General features: G+C 60.9%; 17 protein-coding genes and 1 pseudogene. 14 read left to right on the plus strand and 4 right to left on the minus strand.

Features of this window, described 5'->3' with window-relative positions; genetic code table 11:
- The first annotated feature begins 90 nt into the window (after positions 1-90).
- From CXY74_RS11580 to CXY74_RS17325, 10 genes are all read left to right on the plus strand, one after another.
- Complete coding sequence (locus tag CXY74_RS11580; RefSeq protein ID WP_104200576.1) at positions 91-357, plus strand: hypothetical protein; 267 nt, start codon at positions 91-93, stop codon at positions 355-357.
- 765 nt (positions 358-1,122) lie between these two features.
- Complete coding sequence (gene mobF / locus CXY74_RS11585) at positions 1,123-4,629, plus strand: MobF family relaxase (protein WP_104200822.1); 3,507 nt, start codon at positions 1,123-1,125, stop codon at positions 4,627-4,629.
- 205 nt (positions 4,630-4,834) lie between these two features.
- Complete coding sequence (locus CXY74_RS17320) at positions 4,835-5,083, plus strand: hypothetical protein (protein ID WP_146070127.1); 249 nt, start codon at positions 4,835-4,837, stop codon at positions 5,081-5,083.
- 310 nt (positions 5,084-5,393) lie between these two features.
- Positions 5,394-5,780: a sulfate permease gene (locus CXY74_RS11590; protein ID WP_104200577.1), complete on the plus strand. Its 387-nt coding sequence runs from the start codon at positions 5,394-5,396 to the stop codon at positions 5,778-5,780.
- Positions 5,781-5,855: 75 nt separating this feature from the next.
- Positions 5,856-6,122 carry a hypothetical protein gene (locus CXY74_RS11595; protein ID WP_104200578.1) on the plus strand — a complete coding sequence of 89 codons (267 nt, stop codon included), beginning with the start codon at positions 5,856-5,858 and terminating at the stop codon, positions 6,120-6,122.
- Between the two features lie 8 nt (positions 6,123-6,130).
- A complete protein-coding gene (locus CXY74_RS11600) occupies positions 6,131-7,357 on the plus strand; it encodes a hypothetical protein (protein ID WP_104200579.1) in 1,227 nt (408 codons plus the stop codon).
- Between the two features lie 286 nt (positions 7,358-7,643).
- A complete protein-coding gene (locus CXY74_RS11605) occupies positions 7,644-8,105 on the plus strand; it encodes an SRPBCC domain-containing protein (RefSeq protein WP_158252357.1) in 462 nt (153 codons plus the stop codon).
- Positions 8,106-10,059: 1,954 nt separating this feature from the next.
- Positions 10,060-12,564, plus strand: a complete 2,505-nt coding sequence (locus CXY74_RS11615; protein ID WP_104200582.1) for a helicase C-terminal domain-containing protein — start codon at positions 10,060-10,062, stop codon at positions 12,562-12,564.
- A gap of 714 nt (positions 12,565-13,278) precedes the next feature.
- Positions 13,279-13,566, plus strand: a complete 288-nt coding sequence (locus CXY74_RS11620) for a hypothetical protein (protein ID WP_146070128.1) — start codon at positions 13,279-13,281, stop codon at positions 13,564-13,566.
- Complete coding sequence (locus CXY74_RS17325; RefSeq protein WP_146070129.1) at positions 13,563-14,015, plus strand: hypothetical protein; 453 nt, start codon at positions 13,563-13,565, stop codon at positions 14,013-14,015. Before CXY74_RS11620 ends, CXY74_RS17325 begins: the two co-directional genes overlap by 4 nt.
- A 340-nt stretch (positions 14,016-14,355) precedes the next feature.
- Here CXY74_RS17325 and CXY74_RS11630 read toward each other — a convergent pair whose 3' ends face one another.
- Both CXY74_RS11630 and CXY74_RS11635 read right to left on the minus strand, forming a co-directional pair.
- Positions 14,356-14,814, minus strand: a complete 459-nt coding sequence (locus CXY74_RS11630) for a hypothetical protein (RefSeq protein ID WP_104200585.1) — start codon at positions 14,812-14,814, stop codon at positions 14,356-14,358.
- Between the two features lies 1 nt (position 14,815).
- Complete coding sequence (locus CXY74_RS11635; RefSeq protein ID WP_104200586.1) at positions 14,816-15,982, minus strand: hypothetical protein; 1,167 nt, start codon at positions 15,980-15,982, stop codon at positions 14,816-14,818.
- Between the two features lie 752 nt (positions 15,983-16,734).
- Between CXY74_RS11635 and CXY74_RS11640 the strand changes: the two genes are divergently transcribed.
- From CXY74_RS11640 to CXY74_RS18025, 4 genes and pseudogenes are all read left to right on the plus strand, one after another.
- Positions 16,735-17,058: a hypothetical protein gene (locus CXY74_RS11640; protein WP_104200587.1), complete on the plus strand. Its 324-nt coding sequence runs from the start codon at positions 16,735-16,737 to the stop codon at positions 17,056-17,058.
- 1,026 nt (positions 17,059-18,084) lie between these two features.
- Complete coding sequence (locus CXY74_RS11650; protein ID WP_104200589.1) at positions 18,085-18,363, plus strand: AlpA family transcriptional regulator; 279 nt, start codon at positions 18,085-18,087, stop codon at positions 18,361-18,363.
- 650 nt (positions 18,364-19,013) lie between these two features.
- Positions 19,014-20,015, plus strand: a complete 1,002-nt coding sequence (locus tag CXY74_RS11655) for an alcohol dehydrogenase catalytic domain-containing protein (protein ID WP_104200590.1) — start codon at positions 19,014-19,016, stop codon at positions 20,013-20,015.
- 309 nt (positions 20,016-20,324) lie between these two features.
- Positions 20,325-20,837 (plus strand): annotated as a pseudogene (locus tag CXY74_RS18025) (hypothetical protein); the annotation flags it as partial.
- Between the two features lie 34 nt (positions 20,838-20,871).
- On the opposite strand, the gene CXY74_RS11665 reads toward CXY74_RS18025, so the two are convergent.
- Both CXY74_RS11665 and CXY74_RS11670 read right to left on the minus strand, forming a co-directional pair.
- Positions 20,872-22,083, minus strand: coding sequence for a hypothetical protein (locus CXY74_RS11665; protein WP_199183215.1), 1,212 nt, complete (start codon positions 22,081-22,083; stop codon positions 20,872-20,874).
- A gap of 102 nt (positions 22,084-22,185) precedes the next feature.
- Complete coding sequence (locus tag CXY74_RS11670; protein WP_104200593.1) at positions 22,186-23,430, minus strand: amidohydrolase family protein; 1,245 nt, start codon at positions 23,428-23,430, stop codon at positions 22,186-22,188.
- Positions 23,431-23,472 lie beyond the last annotated feature (42 nt).

Here is a 23,472-nt window from a genome sequence, read left to right on the forward strand (position 1 = left end):
CCGACAAACCCACCGAGAATGACCGACTCGAACTAGCCGCCTAAACTCCCACTGGCCTCATTCACCTTGACAAATTCCGGGGTGAGCCCGATGAACGGCCTGGTCCTTCTCAACGTATGGTTCCCAGACGCCGCCGAATGGGAACGATGTATTGAGGCAATCGGGGAACCCGAAATTGGCGCCGCGGACCTCTCCCCGGGGCTGCTCACGATGAATGCATACGCGGATCGCATTCCACTTGAGGTCGCACGGCGCATCCGCGACGATCTGAAACGGATTGCTGGGACCCCAGCTGATGCGCGCTTTGCCGACTCGTTGCTCCGGGAAAGGGCGTTCAAGGAGACGCGGCTCTCCTGATTGCCTCACTATATCCAGACGAATTTGACGAAACGAGCCTCTTTGAGTTGCTTGCTGGCTCAAGCGAGCAGGTTGTTGCTGCGGTCGGCATCATGATCGATCAGGGTGACGAGACAGTGCTCGCTACGCTCCTTGTCTTGGGGCATGGCGAGAACTCCAAGGTAAGAGACTCTGTCGCAACGGGTCTAGTGAAATGGATAGCTCAAGGGAAGAGCGATCCACGAGTATTCAATTTGTTGGGGAGCATGCTCCAGAGACCCGGAATTCGTTTGGCTGCTCGAGTGGCGGGAGTCCTAGTTCATCTGGGGCCCTCCGGTGGAACTGAGCAGCTCCTGATAAAACTCGAGCATCATCGATCATCACTCGTGCGTGAACTTGTACACTCCACAAGAGCTAAGTGGGCGGAGCAGTTTTGATGCACGAAAATACTGTTCGCTTAGTTGACAGACTGCTTTTGGTCGCCAGACCCTCGAAGGGTTAGACCTAGTTAGTCCCTGTAGCGTGAGGGGGGCTCGCGGAGGAAACAACGAATCTGGGAAGACATAGTTGAACCGAAGACGAGAAAGTCTATGTTCGATCGGCTCGGAGTCGGGGGCGTCGTACTTTTCCGGCATCGTCACGCAAGGGATGGGACGCCCACTCAGGGACAATATATTCGCACCGCTCTGTTCAAGTTCCCGTGACGCAGAAGCGTCCATGGAATCCATTTGAGGGTCGCGGCGCACCTTCGTAACGAAGGTAGAGGTGCGCGCGGTGACGGTATCGATGCGGGTGATGAGTGCCGGGGACGGGTACAAATACCTGCTGCGCACGGTAGCCGCTGGTGACGGCAAACGCCTGCTGTCTACCCCACTCACTCGGTACTACACCGAGGAAGGCACGCCGCCAGGCCGGTGGATGGGCGGTGGCCTGCCCGGCCTCGGTGAGGGTTTCATCGTTGAAGGCGATGTCGTCACCGAGGCACAGTTGCAACTGCTAATCGGGTTGGGCCGCGATCCGGTCACCGGCGAGCCCCTCGGTCGCGCCTACCCGGTCTATCGCACCGCCGCCGCGCACGCCCTGGACGGGCCACGCGACGACGGTGGCGGACCTGCCGAGCGGGCCGCGGCATCCGCTGTGGAAGAGCCCGACGAGAAGCGGCGTCGCGCCGTCGCTGGCTATGACTTCACGTTTTCGATTCCGAAGTCGGCGAGCATCCTTTGGGGTGTGGGGGATGCGGCTACGCAGGAGCGTATCGCGGCGGCGCACCATGCGGCGGTTGCCGAGGTGCTGGCGTACATGGAGCGCGAGGTGGCGGCGACGCGCACGGGCACGACGGCGCAGGGCGGTGCCGTGGCGCAGGTCGGTGTGACCGGGCTGATCGCGACGGCGTTCGATCATTTCGACAGCCGGGCCGGCGACCCGCACCTGCACACGCACGTTGTGATCAGCAACAAGGTGCAGACCGTGCTCGACGACAAATGGCGCTCGCTCGACGGCCGGCCGATGCACGAGGCCGTGGTGGCGCTCTCCGAACTGCACGAGACTCTGTTTGCCGACGAGCTCACCCGATCGCTCGGCGTGCAGTGGCAGCAGCGGGAGCGGGGGCGAGACCGCCACCCCGCGTGGGCTCTGACGGGCGTCCCTGAGGTGCTCGTTGCGGAATTCTCGACGCGGGCCCGGCACATCGATGTTGAGACCGACCGGCTGATCGAGGAGTATTTGGTCATTCACGGGCGGCGTCCGACGCCGGTGACGATCATGAAGCTGCGCGCGCAGGCCACGCTCGCCACCCGGCCGGCGAAGCAGGTGCACTCGCTGTCAGATCTCACGGCGGAGTGGCGGGACCGCGCTGCACGCGTGCTCGCGGACGACGTGTTGCCGGTCGCCGTGTCGTCACCGGTGTTGCTGCGGGCGGAGGACCTGCCGCGCGAGGCTGTGGATGCGCTCGGGGTGAGTGTGATGACGGCCGTCAGCGAGAAGCGCGCCACCTGGCGACACTGGAATCTCACGGCCGAGGCCGCGCGCCAAACGATGACGTATCGGTTCGCATCGGCCTCCGATCGGGAAGCGGTCGTCGGGCTCATAGTGGATGCTGCCGAGCGCGCGTCCCTGCGCCTCACCCCGCCAGAGCTCGCCGTGAGCCCTGCGGAGTTTCAGCGGGATGACGGGACGTCGGTGTTTCGACCGAAGCACTCGGTTGTGTTCACATCGACTGAGCTGCTCGACGCCGAGACTCGGTTGCTGGAGCGCGCCGCTCTTCTGACCGCACCATGTGTGACGCTCGGTTCGGCTGTGCATTCTCGGCTGTCGGGTGGCGGGCGGCTCGCCGAGGACCAGCTCGCGGCGCTTTCTTCGATCGCCGGGTCGGGCCGCGTGATCGATGTTCTGGTGGGGCCGGCCGGCGCGGGCAAAACGACGGCGATGAAGGCGCTTCGGCGGGCGTGGGAATCTGCGCACGGAGCGGGCTCGGTCGTCGGGCTGGCACCGTCGGCCGCTGCCGCGACGGTGCTGGCCACGGACCTTGGCATTGCCACGGAGAATTTGGCGAAGTGGTGGCAGACCCATCTTGACCAGGGTTCGTCGTTTCGGGCCGGTCAGCTCGTGATCATCGACGAGGCATCCTTGGCGGGCACCATGCCACTGGATCGGGTCACTGCTCTGGCTGTGGATGCGGGTGCGAAGGTGCTGCTGGTCGGTGACTACGCGCAGCTGCAGTCGGTCGATGCGGGCGGTGCGTTCTCGCTGCTCGTGCACGATCGAGCGGATGCACCCGAACTCATCGACGTGCACCGTTTCGTGCACGAATGGGAAAAGACGGCATCCCTCGGACTGCGCCAGGGTAACGCCAACTCGATCGACCTGTATGCCGCGCACGACCGCCTGCGCGATGGCAGCACCGAGGCCATGGCGGATGCTGCCTACGAGGCGTGGCGCGCCGACATCCGCTCGGAAAAGTCGACCGTGCTGATCAGCGACTCGAACGAGGCCGTCGCGGCGCTAAACGTGCGCGCTCGCACCGAGCTGATTCTGGAGGGTCGTGTCGACGCGCTGCACGAAGTCGCCCTGCACGACGGAACCCGCGCCGCCGTCGGTGACACGGTCATCACCCGCCGGAACGATCGGCGGCTGTATGCGTCGCGCAGCTGGGTGCGCAACGGCGATCGGTGGAATGTGATCGGCGTGCATCGGAACGGTTCGGTCGAAGTACGACGGCAAGGACGCCGGTGGGGGAGCACGGTGCTGCTGCCCGCGTCGTACGTCGCTCAGCACGTCGAGCTGGGCTACGCGGTCACCTCGCACCGGGCGCAGGGGATCACGACCGACACCGCGCACGTCGTCGTCGCGCCGAGCATGCCGCGCGAGAACCTGTACGTGGCGATGACGCGGGGTCGCGAGGCGAACACCGCCTATGTCGCTATTGATCGGCCCGATGTTGCTCACGTGGGGCCGCGGCCGGGTGACGCTGCGGACGCGACGGCGCGCAGCATCCTCTGTGGCATTTTGCATCACGTCGGCGCCGAACTGTCCGCCCACGAGACGCTGACGGCCGAGCAGGACACCTGGGGATCGGTGGCGCAACTCGCGGCGGAATACGAGACCCTCGCGGCGGCCGCGCAGCACGACCGGTGGGTGGCGGTGGTGCGCGCGAGCGGTCTCTCGCCGGGTCAGGCTGAGATGGTGGTTGCGTCGGATGCCTTCGGGCCGTTGACCGCGGAGTTGCGGCGGGCCGAGGCGCACTTTGTCGACGTTGGGAGCCTGCTGCCGCGCGTGGTCGCGGCCCGGGGGTTCGAGGATGCGCAGGACATTGCGGCGGTGCTGCAAGCCAGGGTCGCTGCAGTCGTGTCGCGGGATACGGGCGCAGGCCGAACCCGCCAAACGCCACGTCTCGTTGCTGGGCTCATCCCGCGTGCGATCGGGCCGATGGATGCTTCGATGCATCGGGCGCTGGTCGAGCGCGCGGACCTGATCGAGTCGCGTGCGAGCGCCGTGCTCGATCAGGCGTTGCTCGCGGGGGAGCAGTGGACTCGAGCCCTCGGGACCGCGCCTCGTGGGTCGGCGGCCGTAGCCTGGCGCCAAAACGGATGCTCCGTCGCGGCCTACCGGGACCGCTATGGCATCGTCGGCGGCCGTCCGCTCGGCGCGGCACCGGAATCGACGGCACAGAAGCTCGACGCCGCCTGTGCGCATGCCGCACTTGAAACAGCGCAGCGCGTGGCAGCGAGTTTGACCCACATCGCTCCCCGGTCGCCCCTCGCCGCAGGATTGACGAGGGAGTTCACCACACGGTGAGTCCGAACTGCACGGCGACGACACCGCTTGAGGCACCGTACCCGATCTCGGGTACGAGATCCGCGGAGACTTGATGCGTCACCCGAATACTTCCCTGATTGCTGGCCGTAACGTGGGCTGCCTGCACTGGGACAATGAACACAACGGAAACGCCCGAGACGCTAGCGTGTGAGGACTACGACGAAACTTTCTGAAGGAGAAATTAATGGGATTCATGGTCAGTCCGAAAAAGAGCACTATTACCGAAGATGCCAATGAAGCTTGGAATGAAGGGGCCGCAATATTCTCAGCCCTTCTAAATTATCCGAGCATGAACTCTGGCAACAGCTCGGGGATTGCTGAGTGGACTGGCGAGTTGAGTGCAGTCGTATCCATCGGTTGGAAGTTGCAGTCTTGGGCAGTCACCGCTGACAGGCGGGGAAACGTGATTGCTTTTCCGGTCTTTTCCAGGTAGTACTTGCATGCTTCACACGAACCCAAACCATTGACGTGGCCCTCAAAGAGTGCCTATTGTGTGACGGTTCCACCTTGTGCGAGTAACGATGTACCGCACCATCTAAAGGTGAATCGTGTTCGGTCACAGGCTGCTTTTGTCACACATCTTGACGGTCTTCCAGTTGAAATGTGCGAGCGCCACTTTCGCCCTCGGGCATCCAGACCTACAGTGTTTCTAGGCAACCTATTTTACGCGCGGTCGCTCGTTGCGATGGCATGACTTTCAGTCCTTTCAGGTTCTTGTTGCCGAACATCTGAAAGGCCGCGCCATGTTCGAATTCATTTTGGCCGCCACCGCCCGCAGCTACTCTTTCTTGCGCCGGTTCATGCCGACCGCCGTTGTGATCGACGCGATCAACACGCGGCGCGGGCTGAAGTGGGGCGTGCCGGCGATGCTGCTCGCAGTTCCGTATGCGCTTGCAGCTATCTATTGCCGATCGCGGGTCGACGCCGGTGGGCCAGGTTGGCTGAACCTGCTCGTGATCTTGTGTCTCTGGAACACCCTTAAGTTTCTTTTGATCGGGCCCATCAGCCTGCTGAAGTTGATCGCGGTGCACGTTCGTGAAGCCGTGGCCCGCCGTCGCATGACGCGGGCGCTGCTCGCCGACGGCGTCGAGTACTTCGACGGGCCGACGCTCGTGTCGGGGTGCGGCTGACGGCAAGTCTCGGCCTGCGTACCTCCTGGTAGCGGCATGATTGGCTCACACAGGGCCGCAACAGGAGGTTTCAGTATGACGATCCCGCAGGAGCAGTTCGACGACCTGCTCAGCCGCACCGCCTTGGCTGCTTTGTTCTACTATCCGGAGGTCGCTGTCGACGATGACGGCCGTAACCTGCAGAATGACATCGTGTACTGCTTGGAGCCCGTCGCCGGGATCGGAGACGAGGATGCCGAGCGGCTCGGTGTCGTGGTCGGGCGTGTGATCACAAATCCGACGGCGCATCGCTCTGAACTGCTTGCTTTAGTCATCGAGCTGGCCCCGCCGCCAGCCGAGTAGACGCGATCATGAACGACCCATCTGAAGAAGCCGCCGCGGCGCGGAAGGCGCTGGCGGAGCATCCGTCTGTTGATGAAGAGGCCGAGAAGCGGCGCCAGTACGTGGCGGCGAACCGCGACCGGATCCGCGAGCTGAATCGGCTCTGGCGTTCGCAACATCTTGACCGAGCCCGGGAGCTGAATCGGGACTCGATGCGTCGGGCCGCGGCTCGCCGGCATCGTGAGGCGGAGGTGCGGGCGCGGGGGAGGGAGCGTGCGAAGCGCTGGCGGGAGGAGCATCCGGAGCGCAAGCGTGAGTATCAGCAGCAGTGGGTGGCGGAGAATCGCGAGAAGGTACGCGAGTATTACAACCGCTACTACGAGGCCCGTCGCGCCGAGGTCAATGCCCGGGCTGCGGCCATGCGGGATGCTGACCCCGAGCGTACCAAGCAGATCACCCGGCAGTGGGCCGAGCGCAACAAGGAACGCCGGGCCGAGCTGCAGCGCAACCGGCGCAGTGATCCGGAGGTCTACCAGTCAGAGCTGGAGGCCAACGCGGCAGCGAGACGACTGAAGCGCAGCCTGAGCCGGGCCGGGCTCCCGCCGAAACTTCTACACGCGGCGACTGCGGCTGAGCGCCGGGCCAACGAGCGCGAGGCCGACGCGTATTTCAATGACCCGTCGCGGCCCGAACACCTGCGCCAGTTCACGGTGTTCGCTGAATCCTTGACCGAGCACATGCTGAAGAATGGTGCCCGCATGCGCGAGTTCGCCGAGGCCTACGTGTCGTCACGGGCGCGCGTTGGGCTTCCACCGGTGTCGGTGGAGGACGTCGTGTACGCCCGAGCCGTCGAGGTAGTTGCAGAGCGGATGCGCCGGGTCGACCTCCTGACGGGTCGCGACGTCGCAGCGGCAGTGCGCAGTACGAAAGCTGAGGTGCGGCGGGAAGAGCGGCATCAGCAGATGGATGAGCTTATGAAGGCCATCTTGGTGCGTTTGCACCAAGACAATGGGCGGTTGAACGCCAAGGCAGAGATGGAGAATCGAGCGCGGGCACATCGGGGGATGCCGCGGGTGCCGGCCGAGTCGTTGGTGGTGCAGCTCGCGCTGCAGGACGTCATCGAACGCGTGCCCACGAGCAGGTTGACCAAAGCGGATGCTCGGACCGCCGTCCGCATCGCGGGCCTCCACATCGCGGCCTCGCTCGAATCTCACGACGTGGTAGACCAATCGGTTCATCGACGGGCGCTCTCGTAGTCGATGGCGACGAAAGGACCGAGCAAACCTGGCTCTTCCGAATGCCGGTGCTGGACTAGGCAGGAACCACACTAGGCGACTGATTGACCTCGTGAGGCGTCCATGCGCTCTGGGCTCCCAATGACCGACCTCTGATGCGTTGCCCCTTGCGTTCACGGCGCTCGCTCGGCCGTGAACAGATACGCAATCATGGGTAGGCTCGATGAGGTGCGTTTGCAGAACTTGTTGATGTGCCGCTCGACGGGCAATGTCCCGTTGCGCTCGGCTTGAACGTGAAGGAAACATCGTGTCTGATCACGCAAGAATCAAGGGGCACACCGTGACCCGCACCGTGCACATCGAAGCCTCACGTGGGCAAGTCTGGAAGGCGCTGACCGACCCCGAGGTGATGGTCAAGTGGTTTGGCGACGGTGTGAGGTTCGCCGCGCTCGAGCCCGGCGCAACTGGCAGCATCGACTGGGATGACTACGGCAGCTTCCCGATCGAAATCACCGAGGTCGTGCCCGACGGCTCGTTCGGATTCCGTTGGTCGGGAATCCCCGCCGAACAGCTAGACGAGTACTCGACGCACGTGCGCTTCACCATCGCCGATGCTGGTTCCGGGACGGATGTCACGGTGATCGAATCGGGCTTCGACACACTCCCCGGCGGAACCCGCTACCGTCGCGAACGTCTCGAGCAGAACCGAGAGGGCTGGGACGTCGAACTCGACGAGCTCGCGACCCTATTTGAGGGTGACACGGAGTAGTTCACGATTACGGGGGAGTCGCTCGACGAGTTGGCCACGTTGCTCGGCCGGTAGAGGACTATTTGGTGGAGCGCAGGAGATGTGCAAGAGAGCGACCAAAGTCTGCTCAGGGATTCCGCCGCCCGTGAGTTCTAGGAACAGCCCGCTGTTTTTTTACCCTCGATCAGAAGATTTGTTACGCCCATGTTGGACGGCCCCCACCCTCAAATACCCAGCCGGTGACCGACTAGGCTGCCTTGCCGGGGTCACGTCCCGCGTCGTGCCGCTGTGCTTGAGCCAGCGGATTGCCTGCTGGGTCAGAGAAGACGCGTTCGTCAAATTCTTTGTGACTCGTTTGTGATCGAATTGCTCGTCGGACGGCCAGAATCTGGGAAGCTGCTAGGCACGTTCTATTCATGCTGGGCGCTGCGGTTGCGGCCGCTAGTTTCGCACACCGCGCTCGGGTCAGTCGGGCGGTGAGTTGCCCAATTCGCGGCTTAGGCTGGACGAACAGACTCGAACGGTGCTGAGGTAGACCGCCGGAGTGCGTCGGGGCTTGGAATCGTTATTCTGAGGAGATTCTTGTGATCACGACAAATAGAGAGGCGGCGCGAGCCCGTGCAGCACTCGAGTTTCTCATCCGCTGCTGAGCCATTGCCTCGGCCGGTGCTCTGGGCCAAGGTCGTTGAAAAGTTTCCACTGGACGAGTCCGAGAATGACATCTACGAGAGCGGGACGTCTCGCGGCTTGACGACTTGGGCTTTCACGACTGCCGAATTTGTCAAGGCGGGGTGGCTGCAGGCTTTCCGTCTTGTAACCCATGGTTACAAGTCGGTGACGCCACCCGGCCAGGCGCCCCGATTTTGCCCAATTCGACCAGAGTGTCTGTAAACGACAGAACTCATCGAGTGCGCCGACTCGGCGGCCAGCTCGTGTGGTCGCGCAGTGCGGCTATCTTGGCGATCCAGTCGACGGGCGTCGAGCGGCGGGGCGGCCTGCAGAAGCGACCGTCGATTGCGGGGTGGCCGTCGTGCTGGAGACTCTTGCTGTGATGCCGGGGTCGCCAGGACGAGGGGTGGCTGCCGCGCCTTGCGCAGCGAGGGCACGGACGCGCTTGTTCTTGGCGCTCATCAGGAGCAACAATTTGTTGCATTTCGGGTTCGAGCACTCGAAGCGCACGAGGTTCCCGACACGCGTCATGTCGCGGCGCTGGTGGCAGCGGTAGCAGTCCGGCCTGCCACTGACGATGAGCATCTCGGGGTCGATGAGCTCCTCAAACGTGGGGTGGATACGCTTGGGGCAGGTATCACGCACCTAGGCCCACTTGTTGACGCGGCCGTGCATGACTTCCTCCATCGGCAGCTCGCGTTCGGCACAGATCGGCGGAGGACCCTTGGAATTGAACGCGGCGACTCCTGTGGGGTCGTAAGTGTCGATAATGGAAAGAGTTAGCGCTGTGCCGTTCGGCACGGCTACGGGTTGCGACGGGTGGCGGTATGGGCTCCGTGTAGGCGGTACCTCGCAACAATGATTGGGGATCCTTCGTGTATTGGGTGGTTGAACCGGGCAGTTGCGACACCCGGGCGGGTCACCATCAGCACCCGCAGATCACGATGCCACCAAGATTGCAATCTCCTTCTGTGATCCGAATTCGCCGCGGCATCGGGGCGCCACCGAGAACACCAACGGGCTGCTGCGCCAATATTTCCCCATAGGCAACGACTTATCCGTTCGTTCGCCCGAGCCGCTGCCCGACGTCGCGACCGATCTCAACCATCGATCCCGCAAAACCCTCGGCTGGCTTACATCTACTCAAGCCATGCAACGACTAGTGCCAGGGCCTGAAATACTCATTGTGGCGACGACCGGTCGAATTCGCCGAAGCCTTCATGGTCTCTTGCCCGCGAGCGGTTCGCCGGCGGACTACCTCACGCATCGTCGCTCCGGCGATGCCTGATCCTGTAGGTTTGCGAACATGTTGATACCAGACAGCTCGCCGGGTGGTGGCCTCGACTTCGGCAGGCTGTTGGCCAGTCGGACCGCGGCGGTACCGATTAGGCCGAGCGAACTCTACGAGGCGTTGCCGAATAAGGCCGCTGGGTATGGCTATCTTCGGCTTGTCCAAGGGCAGGTTCTTGAACAATGGCATGAACGCCGGGACACACGAGATCTAGTTATTAAGGTCAATACAGGTGGTGGCAAGACTATCGACGGGCTGATCATTTTGCAGAGCTTGCTCAATGAGAAGCAAGGACCAGCTTTGTACGTGGCACCCGATCCTTACCTCGTGGGGCAAGTGATTGCCGAAGCGGAGAAGCTCGGATTGGCGACCGTGACCGATCCGGATGACGCCCGTTACCTGCGCAGCGAGGCGATCTGCGTCGTAAATGCTCATAAACTCGTCAACGGGAGAACGGTCTTTTCTGCATCCCGCAGCCCTCGGACTCCAGCGCCAATCGGCTCCGTTGTAATTGATGACGCCCACGCGGCGATCGCCACGACACGGAGGAAATTGTCACTGTCGATCCCGGCAGAGAATCCCGCCTTTCAGGCTCTCCTAAACCTCTTCGCAAGTGATCTGGAGAGCTACAGTCCTAATGCCTTCTTGGACGTGACCGAGAGGGTTTACGGCGCTCTCGCGCGGGTGCCGTTCTGGACGTGGCGTGAGAAGATCAACGCCGTGCGGCGGATCCTGCGCCAACACGCAAATTCCAGTGACATCGATTACGAGTGGCCGGCCGTGCAGGAATCGCTTCCGTTTTGCCGGGCCGTATTCTCAGGCATCGAACTCACTATCACGCCCCCTTGTCCGCCCATCCAGCATGTTTCTAATTTCCTGGGCGCGCATCACCGTATCTATCTGACGGCGACGCTGGCAGACGACGGAGTGTTGGTGACCGACTTCGATGCCGACCCGGATAGCGTCGCCGACCCGATTACGCCCGAGACGGCTGGTGATATTGGTGAGCGCATGATACTTGCTCCTCAGGAAATTAACCCGACCATCGAAGCCACCGACGTTCGAAATGCCCTCAAAGAGCTGTCGCAGAGGCACAATGTTGTTGTGCTGTCGCCTAGTTGGCGTGCGGCCGCGCAGTGGGACGGGCTTGCCGATGATGTTGTCGGTGCACGGGAAATTGGACCCGTCATGAAGAAGTTGGTCAGCGAGAAAAGCACCACGCTCGTCGTCCTGGTCAATAAGTACGATGGGATCGACCTTCCGGGGGATGCATGCCGGATTCTCGTTTTGGATGGGCTTCCTGAGGCTTTCAACCCTGAGGAACGTCTTGAATCACAACTGACGTCACGGACGATTGGGACGGATGACCGTCAGATTCAGCGCATTGAGCAAGGCATGGGCCGTGGCGTGCGAAGTAACGAGGACCACTGCCTCGTGGTTCTACTCGGTCCGCGCCTCAGCCAGCTAATTGCGCACCCGGACACGGTGGCTCGGTTCAGCCCGGCTACCCAGGCCCAGCTTAACCTTTCAAATGACATTGCGCGGAATCTGGCCGACATGCCTTTGGCACGTATTTTGCAGGTTGCCAACCAGGCGCTCACCCGCGACCCGAGCTGGATACAGTTGGCGAAGAATGCGTTGAGTGGTCTAACGCCGAAACCCGGTTACGTCGGCCCGGAGGCGATTGCGCGGCGCGGTGCATTTGACGCCGCGTTGGCCGGGAATATGCCAGCAGCGGAGAGCATTATTCGGGCGGCGGCCGAAGCGATGGATGATCCACGAACCACCGGCTGGCTGCTCGAGCAGCTGGCGATGTATGTGGATCACCGTAACCCCCACGAGGCGCAGCAGATTTTGGGCCGAGCCCGCGCGCTGAATGCAGATGTGCTGCGGCCGATCGTGACAGCTCCCTATGTTCCGCTACCGTCGTCCGATATGCAAGGCCAACGAGCATCGGGAGTGCTGTCAGGGAACTTCCAGTCGCCGACGAATCTCGTGCTCGGGTTTGAGACTGTGCTGGGCGATCTCGCTTTCGGCGAGCGGACCGAGGAGTTCGAGGCATCCTTCCTGGAGCTGGGACTGCTCCTCGGGCTCAATGCCTCTCGTCCGGAGAAGGACCTCGGCGACGGTCCCGATAATCTGTGGGCACTGGACGGAACAAGATATTGGGTGGTGGAGGCAAAGACAGGAGTGACTACAAACTTCATCGCCAAAAAGGATGTCAATCAGCTGGCGGGTTCAATCAATTGGTTCGGCGAGCACTACGTCAATGGTGAAACTCCCGTTCCGGTAACCGTGCATCCTGCGCGTGCGTTGGGCCCCGGCTCCACAGCCGTACCGGGAATGCGCGTTCTCACACCACGCAAGCTGGGCGAGCTGATTTCCAATGTCCGAGCCTTTGCGGCTGCACTAGCCACCGACGGTTGGCAATCTGCAAGCGTGGTCACAGCGCTTCTTCGTGCTCATCAATTGTCGGTTCAGGATCTCGACAGCTATTTGGCAAGCTACGCGGCTAACTAAATGTCAATCGACCGCGCGCTTCATACGCGCCGCGGGAGCCACAGAGTCCCGGGCGCAGAATAGTTAGAAACCAGATCTGGATCGGCCGTTCTCGGTTAGCGCGGTAGAGAGGCGCGCATCTTGACGACTCCTATTGCGGAAGTCGCAAGACGGCAGATAGTTGGTGAGCTGATTCGGTCCTCCCGTGACGAATTGCGTGATCAAAGATCGGGCGGCGCCGCAGTCATGGCCAGTTGGCGGTCTTGATTGTTGCCGTCCTCGAATCGCACCATCGACGCTCTACCCGAGAGGTTAGCGTGGAACCCGTCGAAATTCATCTCTGACTGGGTGCTAGCGCTGGTGGTGCTAGAGGTGGAAGGAGGATCGTGTCGACGTCAACCACGCCCACCGACATTGAGTCGACCGCTCCCGCTGTAACAACGCTCAGGACCGAGGGGATGGCTCGGTGGCTATGAAACGGCGCTAGAGATTGAACCGCGGGGCAAGAATCCATTGGAGTTTAGATTGGTGGAGTGGCTTGAACCCGAGGCTGCGAAAGCCGGGGAAACCGCAGGCCGTACTGCTACCCAAATAGGGTAGCTTGGCCACATGCTGCTTAGTACTTCTTGTGACGTGAGTCCGTTGGCGATCCGAGCGGCCCTTGATGAGTTGGGCCGATGCATCTCGGCGTATGAGTCAAATAGCGATCCTTGGGCGCCTTCATTGGGGATCTTGGTGTCTGTGCTCATCGCGGTTCTTGCTTTGAGTGGCGTGGGGATCAACGTATACCAGCAGCACAAAAGTGACCGAAGTGATCAGCTCTGGAACCGCATGGTTTGGGCCATCGACAATGCTTTTGATACCGATGACGACAAAAAAATGGCCGGCCTACTCGCAATGGAGCGTCTTTTGGACGAGGATGAGATGAAGAAATCGGGGTTCAGAGTGAGTGCGTTCGACGAGAAGCTGCTCGACGACATCTCATCCGCTGCGCTCCCCACTGAGCAGGGAGCGGCAAAGTGAAGCGTTCTGAAATAGCCGCAGCACGAGTCCAAGTTGCGATCGGGAAGCGTCGGGGGAAGCCTGTCGACGACTGGATTGCTGAACTCGCCGGTACGCCTATGGAAGCGGCCACCGAACCGGTGGGTACCCCTTCAGAAACTCCGTCAGATGCGTTGACCACTCTGGAATTCATTGGCAGATCGGCCCGCGATCCCGTGGAGGGTACTGATCCCGACGATGAGTTGAAAAAAGCGACAAACTTCGCAGGAAGTGCCCGAGAGGTCCTAGGATCCTGGGCGATTCAAACCCCTAATGGACTCAGAGTAATTCACGTGACTAGCGGCATCACGAAGTTTGGAACACAGCCGGTCGAAGTTGTGCTGAAAACAGTCTCTGGCGCCTCGGTTGGCGGAACTTGGAAGGTTGCACGGCAACGATCCGCGCTGCCAAAGCAGCACTACACCTGGTGACGGCACCCGCGTGAAGTGGAGCAGGCGGTCTTGAGTGTCAACGACGAGCTTGTGGCCTTGACCCCGTTGTGTGGACACCTCACAAGAGAGACTGTTCACTATGGCAAGTTCACATCGGGACTTTCACCCCTGAGTGCTGAAACGGGGCCGTGAAGCTCGTGATCAACACCCGTCGGGCTGTCGCTGTCGTCGCCCGCGGGCTCAGTATCAAGGAGCAATCCTGGGGCCGGTGGGTCAAAGCCTTCACGGGTCGGCAGGAGCATAGTGAGGGGGCCTGTCCGACGCGGAACGCGCGGATCTGGTCCGCCTCCTTGTCCATTATCGAGCGATTCCTGCGGAATTATATGCGCGTCGCGTTCAGATGGAATTTGGCAGCTGTACTCACCGCGGGATCAGAATCAGCCTGGAGCAGAGTTAGCAACTCTGCTGGTGCGGCCAAGTTCTCGGCGACGGCCAGCCGAACGAATTCCCGTACCTCAGCTTCCTTGTCTCCCGACAACTCCTGAAGGGCATTAATCGGTGTCGAGGTGTGACAGGCGACGCTCAGCCGTATTGACGTTGTCGTGTCCCTTGCCAGCCTCCGGAGGACGTCAGCCGTCGTCCAAACGTGGTCCGCGACATCACTTCGGAATTCGGGGTTCGCGTGGTTGGCGAGGACGTCGAGCAGGTCCTCTGCAGGGTCGCTGTCGTATGAAATCCGGACCAATACAGCATTGCGAACCTCTGGATTCGCGTCGCTGGCGAGGATGGCGAGTACGACCGCAGGGGTTGATTTGGTCTGCGCGACGATGAGGCGCACGTCACGCCGCGTCGCGCGCGAGACGAGTCAGGATGTCGATGGATGTTGCGTCATTTGCGGCAGCAAGCTGCCGGAAGTACGGGTCTGGGTCCATCGCCCACGCGTCCAAGATGTGATCCGGGGGAGCTATCCAGTCCATATCAAAAGCGTTTTCCTCCCACATAAGCGACTCGACCGTCTCAAACAAAGCAGCCGGTGTTGATGGATTGTTCATAATGGCGCAATGAGCGGATGTATCTCCGGCAAGATCCTGCAGAATTTCGGTCGTCGCGGACGGATTTCCTGCTGTCGCGGCCCGCACGCTGTTGTCTTCGTCTCGTTCGAGTTTTCGAAGAATCTCAACTGGAGTGGACGTATTAGCCGCGTCGGATTCACGCATCCGGAAGTCCCCATCTTGGGACAGCTGGTTGAGATCGCTCGCGGGGACCGCAGCGTTCCGGGCGACAAAAGTGCGGACTGGGCAAATAAACATCCCGGGGACGAGGTAGGCACCGCCCGCGGTGACCGTGGCAGGTGACTCACAAGAAACTTCATCCAGCAGGAGTTCGCGAAGAGTTTCCACCGGCATTCGAGGGCTCAGACCCGCGCAAACAGGAATGTGAGGGTCGTGATCCCGAGCAAGCTCGCGAAGTGTGTCGACCGGCGTCGACACGTTTTCGCACAGCCGCGCGCGAGTCAGCTGTCGCTCATCGTGGGCAAATCCTCGGAGCATGTCCAAGGGAGAGGAGGGATTACCAACAACGCGTAGGGCGACAGCATCGTCCCTGTCTTTGCACGGGATGTGGAGGGTGAGCGCAGTTGCTGAAGGATTGCCCGCAACGGCGGCGCGTACAAGCGGTCCGGGATCCCTAGCTAGATTGCGGAGCGCGTCGTCAGGCGTGGCTGAGTGCTCGGCCACTTGGACGCGGACATTTTGGCTTTTGTCGCGGGATAGCTCGCGAAGTACTTCGACGGGAGCGGAGGGGTTTTCTGATAAGTGGCGACGAACGTCCCATGCATCGTCGTATGCAAGTTGCCGGAGGCCGTCAGTTGGCGAAGAGGCGTTTTTCGCAACGCACGCTCGGGCGTCGAGCGCTACATCCTGCGACATCTTGCGCAGGAGCTCCCCCGGGGTGGCAGGGTTCAACGCCACCCATTGCCGAACCCGCTCGACTTCTTCCCGCGCCATTTTCGAGAGGAAAACGCCCGGCGTTGAAGGGTATGTAGGCGACAGAGCACCTAACGTCCGCACTGGGGTCACTTCCCAGTTGTATAAGCGTGCGTCCTGGGGCAGATCGGTTGCCCGCAACGATGTCGCGGATGTGTGAATCGGCATCAGCTGCCAGTCGCGCGAGTTGCTCGCCTAACGTTGCTTCGCTGGAGGCGCGAGATTCACGAGAGCGGAAACTCTCTCCCGGGATGACCGCGTCGGCATATCCGGACGATTTCGTGGACAGTTGAGCTCCTTTGCTTGATTCTCTTTTCCGGAGGATTACGACGAAAAATTGAGACGACCTCGCCCTAATCGCCGGCTGTATTCTGTCGTAGGAAAGGTGGCGGCTGGAAGGCCCTCTTCGGGTGGACGGCGCTCATGAGCAAGGCGGTCCAATTCTCACACCACAACAGGGAAGCAACCCGTGGGGCGCGTAGTGAGCGTCAGTAGCCCCGGCGGGTGGGTGCCGACTGTCTATAAGGGCAAAGAATATTCACATTTTGATTTATCGGCAAGGCTCTCGAGCCCTTGCGCGTCTCCCACGTCGCGATCGGCACCGCCCGTGAGCGCGCTGGTTCAACACCGAACGCATGCACGGCTCGCTCGACGACTTGAGGTCGAGCAGGTCGACTACGCTCTAACCAACCCCCCTCGACCGAGCGGGCTGACACCAGCAACACGCTCTCCCGGCACGCCGCGGGAGTCAACCGGACGGGAAGACAAGGCTGATGGGAATCGCGGACATTCTACGAGCGCTGGCCAACGGTGCTTATGATGGCGAACGTACGGGTAGCGAAATCCACGGCGTTTCATCCGGCTACTACATCGAAAACGGCACTCCTGTGAAGTACCGGCAGGGGAAAAGCACCCGGTTCTTCGATGGCAAGGAAAATATCAGAACGCCAGGGAAGCGAACTGAGGACCGCTTCAAGACCGACGAAGAGAAGACCATCTTCTTCCAGAAGTACGGATACCTCAGGGAGATGTTCGGCAAGCACCCCGAGGTCATTGACTACAGTCGCGCATACTACGAAGCCAAGAAGAACGAGTAGGGTTCTCGTCAGCAGTCCATACCCTGTCTCGCACGATGCGGTCCGAATCCGCGAAGAACCAATTTGCGGCCTTCTTCTTGACCATCTTCCTGACGATCGTGGCGGCACCAGGAAGGTAGCTGTTCACGACGTCGCTATCAATCGCGCGTAGTTACGGACCTCGACAGCGGGCTCGAACCGCTCCTTGACGCCGCGACGGGTCCGAACGGTGTGATGGTGGACGACAGGCAAGTTCAGTCCATTCGAGCATCCTGGATGATTCCTGGAACCCTTGGCGAGGGATTCACTCTGGACTTCAGGGCCTCGCGGAGAATGCGAACGCGGTCACGGGCTGAACGGAGCTAACGCTCCAGCACGTTCGCGGATCCGCCAGCAGGATCGTGCACCAAGAACGCTTCAGTGCCTAGCTCAGTCGGGATCTTGTGCAAATCGTCAACTGGCCCGCTCCGTGAGCCGCCCTAGTTGTCTCATGAGGTTTTACGAACAAGGTAACGGGGGAACCGCTCAGTTGCGCGACGCCGGGCGAGTCACGATCACCGCTGTCGACCTGGTGATCCTCGACGACTTCGCGTACGATCTGGTGGTTGAACAGGCGTACCTATTGCTGTGGTCGCCCGGGGTCTGCGACATGGAGGAAGGAGCTGTCTTTCAAGACTTGATGCGCGCACGCTTATTCAACGTTTATTACCTCGAGACACTCCGAGATAGGCCGAGGTGTTGAGATAATGTTGTTGACATCTCTCGCAAGAACGTCCTGATCAGAGCGAGATAAGTCGAGATCAACCGAGGTAAAAATCCGGGCCAAGTATCAGCCGAAATAGCCCCGGCGCAAACCGTCGGTCCCGGGTTCAAGTCCCGGCCGCGCTACTGCAAATTAATTCTGATCAGGGTTTCTTGTCTGTACCGAAAGGCCAAGACTTGACGCACCCAACGTTTATTCAAAATTTTCCACCATCTTCGGTTCTTGGTAGTGAAGGTGCACGACCCAGTTCGAGTCGTCTGGAGTGACCTCGGTACTTACGGGTTATGGATAATGAACGACATTATGGGCTCGGCCTGGAGCCAGTCCTAGCGACAAGTGAGCTTGCCGAATATGTCGGCGTGCAGGCGCAGGCGATCTACAACCTCCGCACCGACGGCCGTGCGCCCTCCAGCATTCGAGTCGGCCGGGAGATCCGCTTCCGCGTTTCCGACGTGGTCGGTGGCTGGACGGGCTCCACGAGCCAGCACCAGCCGTTAGCGGTCGGGCGAATTGTCGCAGACTTTGGGCCTCTCGGACGTATCGCCACAAGATTCACTGACTGAAACACTAGGTGACGGGGTCTTTAAAGGATTGGTACGGAAATCCTCCCGCCACGGCCACCGATTTCCAGAGGAGGAAGGACCGGTGGTCCGTCCCCTGCTGAAGTAGTAAAAGAACTCCTCGGTGTCCCGGTCACGACCGTTCGCGAGACTCGACCGGCACATCTCCGTTGAGAACATCATTGAGGTCCCTTCAAAAGTCGGGCTACTCAGGCGGGGCAGCAGGAGGACGCACGGCTGACGGTGTTGTGGCGCAGGCCACCGCTGAGCGGTTGCGTCGTGTGGGACCGATCCCGACCGGCAGGTTCTGCAGGGGTAGCCGTGTGCCGGCTCATCTGCCCGGTAATCCATGATGGCCTGGGCGACGGTCGCCGGGGAATCCTCAGCGAGGTTGTCTGCACAAGCGGAACACCGCTTGCGCATAAGAAAACGGTGTCGGTTCGCAGACAGTGCAGTTGCCCGTGTCGAGGTTAAGCGTGAGGTGTTTTTGAGGACGTCACCTACTCCAATGTTGCATTCTGGACTAGGGCCCTCCGTCCTGTGAAAGATCTCCCGGAATACCGGCGATATCATCCGTTCGTCAGGAAGGGCCGTCATACTGCGTTTGAACAAAGTCGTTTGCCCCAACGGTCATCATGAAAGGATTCGTCATTATGAAAGTTGTACGATTTTCCGCCCCCAATACTGCCTTGGAGTTCGCCGAGTACGATCTTCCCGACGTTCTGCCCGGACACGTGCTCGTGAAGGTCGCGGCCAGTGGTGTGTGCCACAGCGATGTCATGCCTGCCGCAGGCCTGGCTTCTTCCTATCCCCGTGTTCCCGGACATGAGGTTGCCGGGACCGTCGAAACCCTTGGGGAGGGCGTCTCGCAGTGGTCAGCGGGCCAGCGTGTGGGGGTGGGATGGTTTGGCGGAGCCTGCTTCACATGCACCCCATGCAGGCGCGGGGATTTTGTTTCCTGCATTGTGGGGAAGGTCACCGGGCTGACCACGGACGGCGGCTACGCTGAATACCTGCTCGCCCCCGCCGATGCCCTCGCGGCCGTACCGGACGCTCTCGCATTCACGGATGCGGCTCCGCTGATGTGCGCCGGAGTGACCACGTTCAATGCTCTGCGCCGCAGTGGTGCTCAGTCCGGGGATGTCGTCGCTGTCCTTGGACTGGGCGGTCTGGGCCACCTCGGGGTGCAGTTCGCGGCCAAGATGGGCTTCGAGACGGTTGCGATCGCACGCGGTGCCGAGAAGGAAGCATTCGCCCGCGACCTTGGTGCCCACCACTACATCGACAGCACCATCAACGACGTCGCGGCGGAACTGATGAAGCTTGGCGGCGCGCGCGTCGTCTTGGCCACCGTTACCGATGCCCACGCCATGTCTGTAACCGTCCCCGGACTCGAACCGAGGGGACAACTAATCGTCGTCGGCGTCCCGCAGGAGCCCCTCGCTGTGAGTGCCGTGGACTTGGTGATCGGTAGTCGTTCCGTAGCCGGGCATGCCTCGGGAACAGCGAAGGATTCAGAGGACACTCTCCGTTTTGCCGCCCTGACCGGTGTTCGTCCGATGATCGAGACCTATCCGCTTGAAAAGGCGGCTGAAGGCTTTGATCGCATGATGTCCGGTGACGCCCGATTCCGAGTGGTCCTAACCGCAGATTGACGAACTCGCAGCCGCTTATGCCATCGGCCTCAGCGAGGCGGCACCGTCTTTTTTTTGGTGATACCCAGAGCTGACTGATCAAAGGTGAAATAGCCGTTGATGTGGGCGAAGGATATGGGTGGCGTGTGGATTCGTAGATTATCCGGCGCTGCCTCGCATCCGGGCCGCCCGACCTATAGTGGTGCCGGCAAACCGACTCGATGTCCTCGAGCGGGCCCGGATCCTGGCGGTGGTGAACTCGGCTTCGTTCGTGGACTTGCCGCCGATCCAGAGTTACGCGCAGCTGCTCGATGCGGGCGTGTATGTACGGAAACATTCTCCATCCATGGCATCCCGCAGGTCGTCCGCGCAGATCGGGGCACGTCTATGACGAGCAAGACCGTCGCCGCACTCCGCTCTGAACTAGAAGTGACCAAATCGCACTCCCGGCCCCGGGTGAGCAACGACAATCCGTACTCAGAGGCATGCTTCAAGACGTCGAAGTTTCCCCCGGTATTCCCCGAAAATTTTGGCACCATGGGCGACGCCCCCCAGCTCATGGACACCTTCGTCGAGGGCCGCAACCACTCCCAACGGCATACCGGTATCGGCCTGAACACCCCGCCGATGTCCACTACTGACTCGCCGCCGCCAAAGCCCGCGAACGGTCTAGCCCGCAGCCCGCAGCACGCTGGCCGCAGCCCGCGCCCGAAACCCGGAACGCTTTAGCATGCACTCCGACCCGCAGATCCTCGCCGCCCCACCGCGGCGTGGATCAACAAGCCCGCGCCATCCGCCTCGAATTCCTCGGCGTCGCCGTCGTTCTGGAACCTTGCACAATGACTGGGTGAGGCATTATCCAATCACTGTTTTTACGTTAGATGGTCTGCACCAGAATGGATGCCACCACGATCGACGCCGTCGTGACTGTGGTGAAGCCGCCGACAAGCATGGGTGTGATCAGCTCATCGAAAATCGCTTTTTGTTCGTGTTCGTCTCGACCCACGGACCGACTTATTTCCTGACAGAGAATGTAATCGCCTGGAAAGCCAAACAATGCCGTCAAAGCGACGGGGATGCCTTTGAGCGGATCCCATTTCAATATTTTCGACGCAATCCATCCCCCTCCGATAATGCCAGTTCCGCCGACACCGAGGATGAGGAGCACGGGCCAAAGTCCCTGAACCATGTCGTTCCATGTGACCGAGCTCATACTCGCAAGGACGACGACAATGACTGTGGCCATCGCGAGACCGAATGCATTTGCTCGTTGCATCGCTTTTGCCGGGAAAATGCCGAGCACGTGGCCGATAATCCCAATCAGAAGTGCCCAGATTCCGTAATTGACGCCGGTGAGGGAACCCAGCCAGGTGGCCAGGCTTCCCGACGCCAGCAAAAGCATCAAGATGATGGTCGGCTCTTGAAAGCGTTCCGAGAGCAGCTGGAATCTCTTCGTCTGGGTGACTGTCGCCGTGCGCGCCTGTATGTCGGTGGCGATTGCGGGTCCCTTTCCGACGAGGCCTGCGCTGTTGAATTCATCGCTGACATTCGCTGAGCTCGGTTTTTGTACGGAGGTCGTGTTGAGATGGCCGCCGTCGCGGAGCTTCACCGCGTACTTGCGCAGGAGAATGTTAGCGAGCGGCATCCCAATGAGGCTCTGCACGCCCAGGATAAGGGCGGGAATGACCACGAGGTAATTCAAGTTCAATTCAGTCAGTCGCTCCGCTGTGATGATGTAGGCAAGGATGCCCCCTGTCACAGGCCCAGCTCCGGCCACCGCCGTGGCGTAGCCGAGAATCGGCGATACGACCAGCAGAATGAGCCCAGCGCCGAGGACGATTCCGAAGAGTGCGATCAGGACCGCTTTATACTGCGACCGGAGTTGTTTGATCGGGATCAGTGTGCCCATGTGCGTGATAACTGCCGCTACTAAGAGCGAACCCACTGCCGCCAACGCAGAGTTCGGAACCAGATCGGCTGGCAGCACGCCCGTCCAGATCAGCACGAGATATCCGACAAAGATGATCAGCAGGGATGGTATCCACGCCCTGGAAAGAATGGAAATTACCTCGCCGACAGCGAGGAGCAAAATAATTATCGTAGCGACATATATGGGTTGATCTAGCATGCAACCATTTCTTTCTTCTCTACGCTGAGCAAAACCCGCCGACGAGCAACGGTGCCGAATTGGCTATGCAGGGAACTGGTTTCGGCCGTCTTTCCATACCTGGCTGATCATGCTGCGAAGTGAGGTCAGTTGATCGACGGAGACGAGTTGAGCGTCCAAAACTACGGCGTCTGCGAGGTAGGTGGGCGCCAAGCGTCCGATGGACCCTACCGGGGTGATGAGTTCTCCCGCTACCGAGGTCGTGGCAGAAAGTACCTGTTCGAGGGTCATGCCCGCATTAGCGAGCAAGGCCAGTTCGTCGAGGTTTTCACCGTGCACGCCAACCCCCGAATCGGTGCCCATGGCGATGCGAACGCCGGCGCTGACTGCCCGCCTGATAGATTCCCGATGAATATCGATGACTTGGTGCGCTTTTGCGATCACCTGCGGCGAGAGGCCGCTGGTTCCCGTTGCCGCTTTGCGAATGACGGCCTCCGGCGCGGCGAGAGTGGGAACGAGGTACGCCTTTTTCTCGAGAAAGAGCGCGATGGCTTCGTCGTCGAGATAGATGCCGTGCTCAATGGTGCGTACGCCCATGCGCAGCGCGTTCTTGATGCCGGCCGCTCCCTGGGCGTGGGCCATCACATATTTGCCCTGCGCCTCGGCCTCTTCCACGATGACGCGAATTTCAGCTTCGGTGAACTGGGAGTGTCGTGGGTCATCGGTGGGGGAGAGCACTCCGCCGGTTGAGCAGATCTTGATTTGATCCGCGCCGGCGCGCAGCATCCGTCGGGTCACCTTGCGTACCTCTTCGACCCCGTCGGCGATACCGCTTGGACGGCCTGGATGAGGGCCCATGGTCGGCGATTCCACGCCGGAAGGCTGCCAAAAGTCCGCGTGCCCGCCGGTCTGGGACATGATGCTGATGGCCAGGCGCAGTCGTGGACCCTTGATCAGTCCGCTGTCGACGGCGAGTTTCGTGCCCAGGTCGGCGCCGCCTGCGTCGCGGGCCGAGGTGATTCCAGCCCGCAGGGTGGATTCGAGGTTTCGAACTGATTCGTAAAACTGCAGGGAGAACGGTTCGGTGAATGCCTGAAGCGAGCCCGGATTCGAGGTGGTGGCGTGAATGTGCAGGTCGATCAGGCCCGGCAGCACTGTCCTGCCGCTGCAGTCGATCACGGTGGCGTTTGCGAACTCCGGGTCGGATCCGGCGTGCGCGCCAACGGCGGCGATGATATTTCCGGTGAAAACAACATCTGTTGGTTCGGCGAGGAAGCGTTCGCCGTTGAAGACATGGGCGTTTCGAAAAACGGTGGAGGGAACAGTCATCGTGACCTTTCATTGAATGCCGACAGAACGAGCCTTCGAGCC

The organism is Cryobacterium sp. Y29 (assembly GCF_002929825.1).
Classification (GTDB): domain Bacteria; phylum Actinomycetota; class Actinomycetes; order Actinomycetales; family Microbacteriaceae; genus Cryobacterium.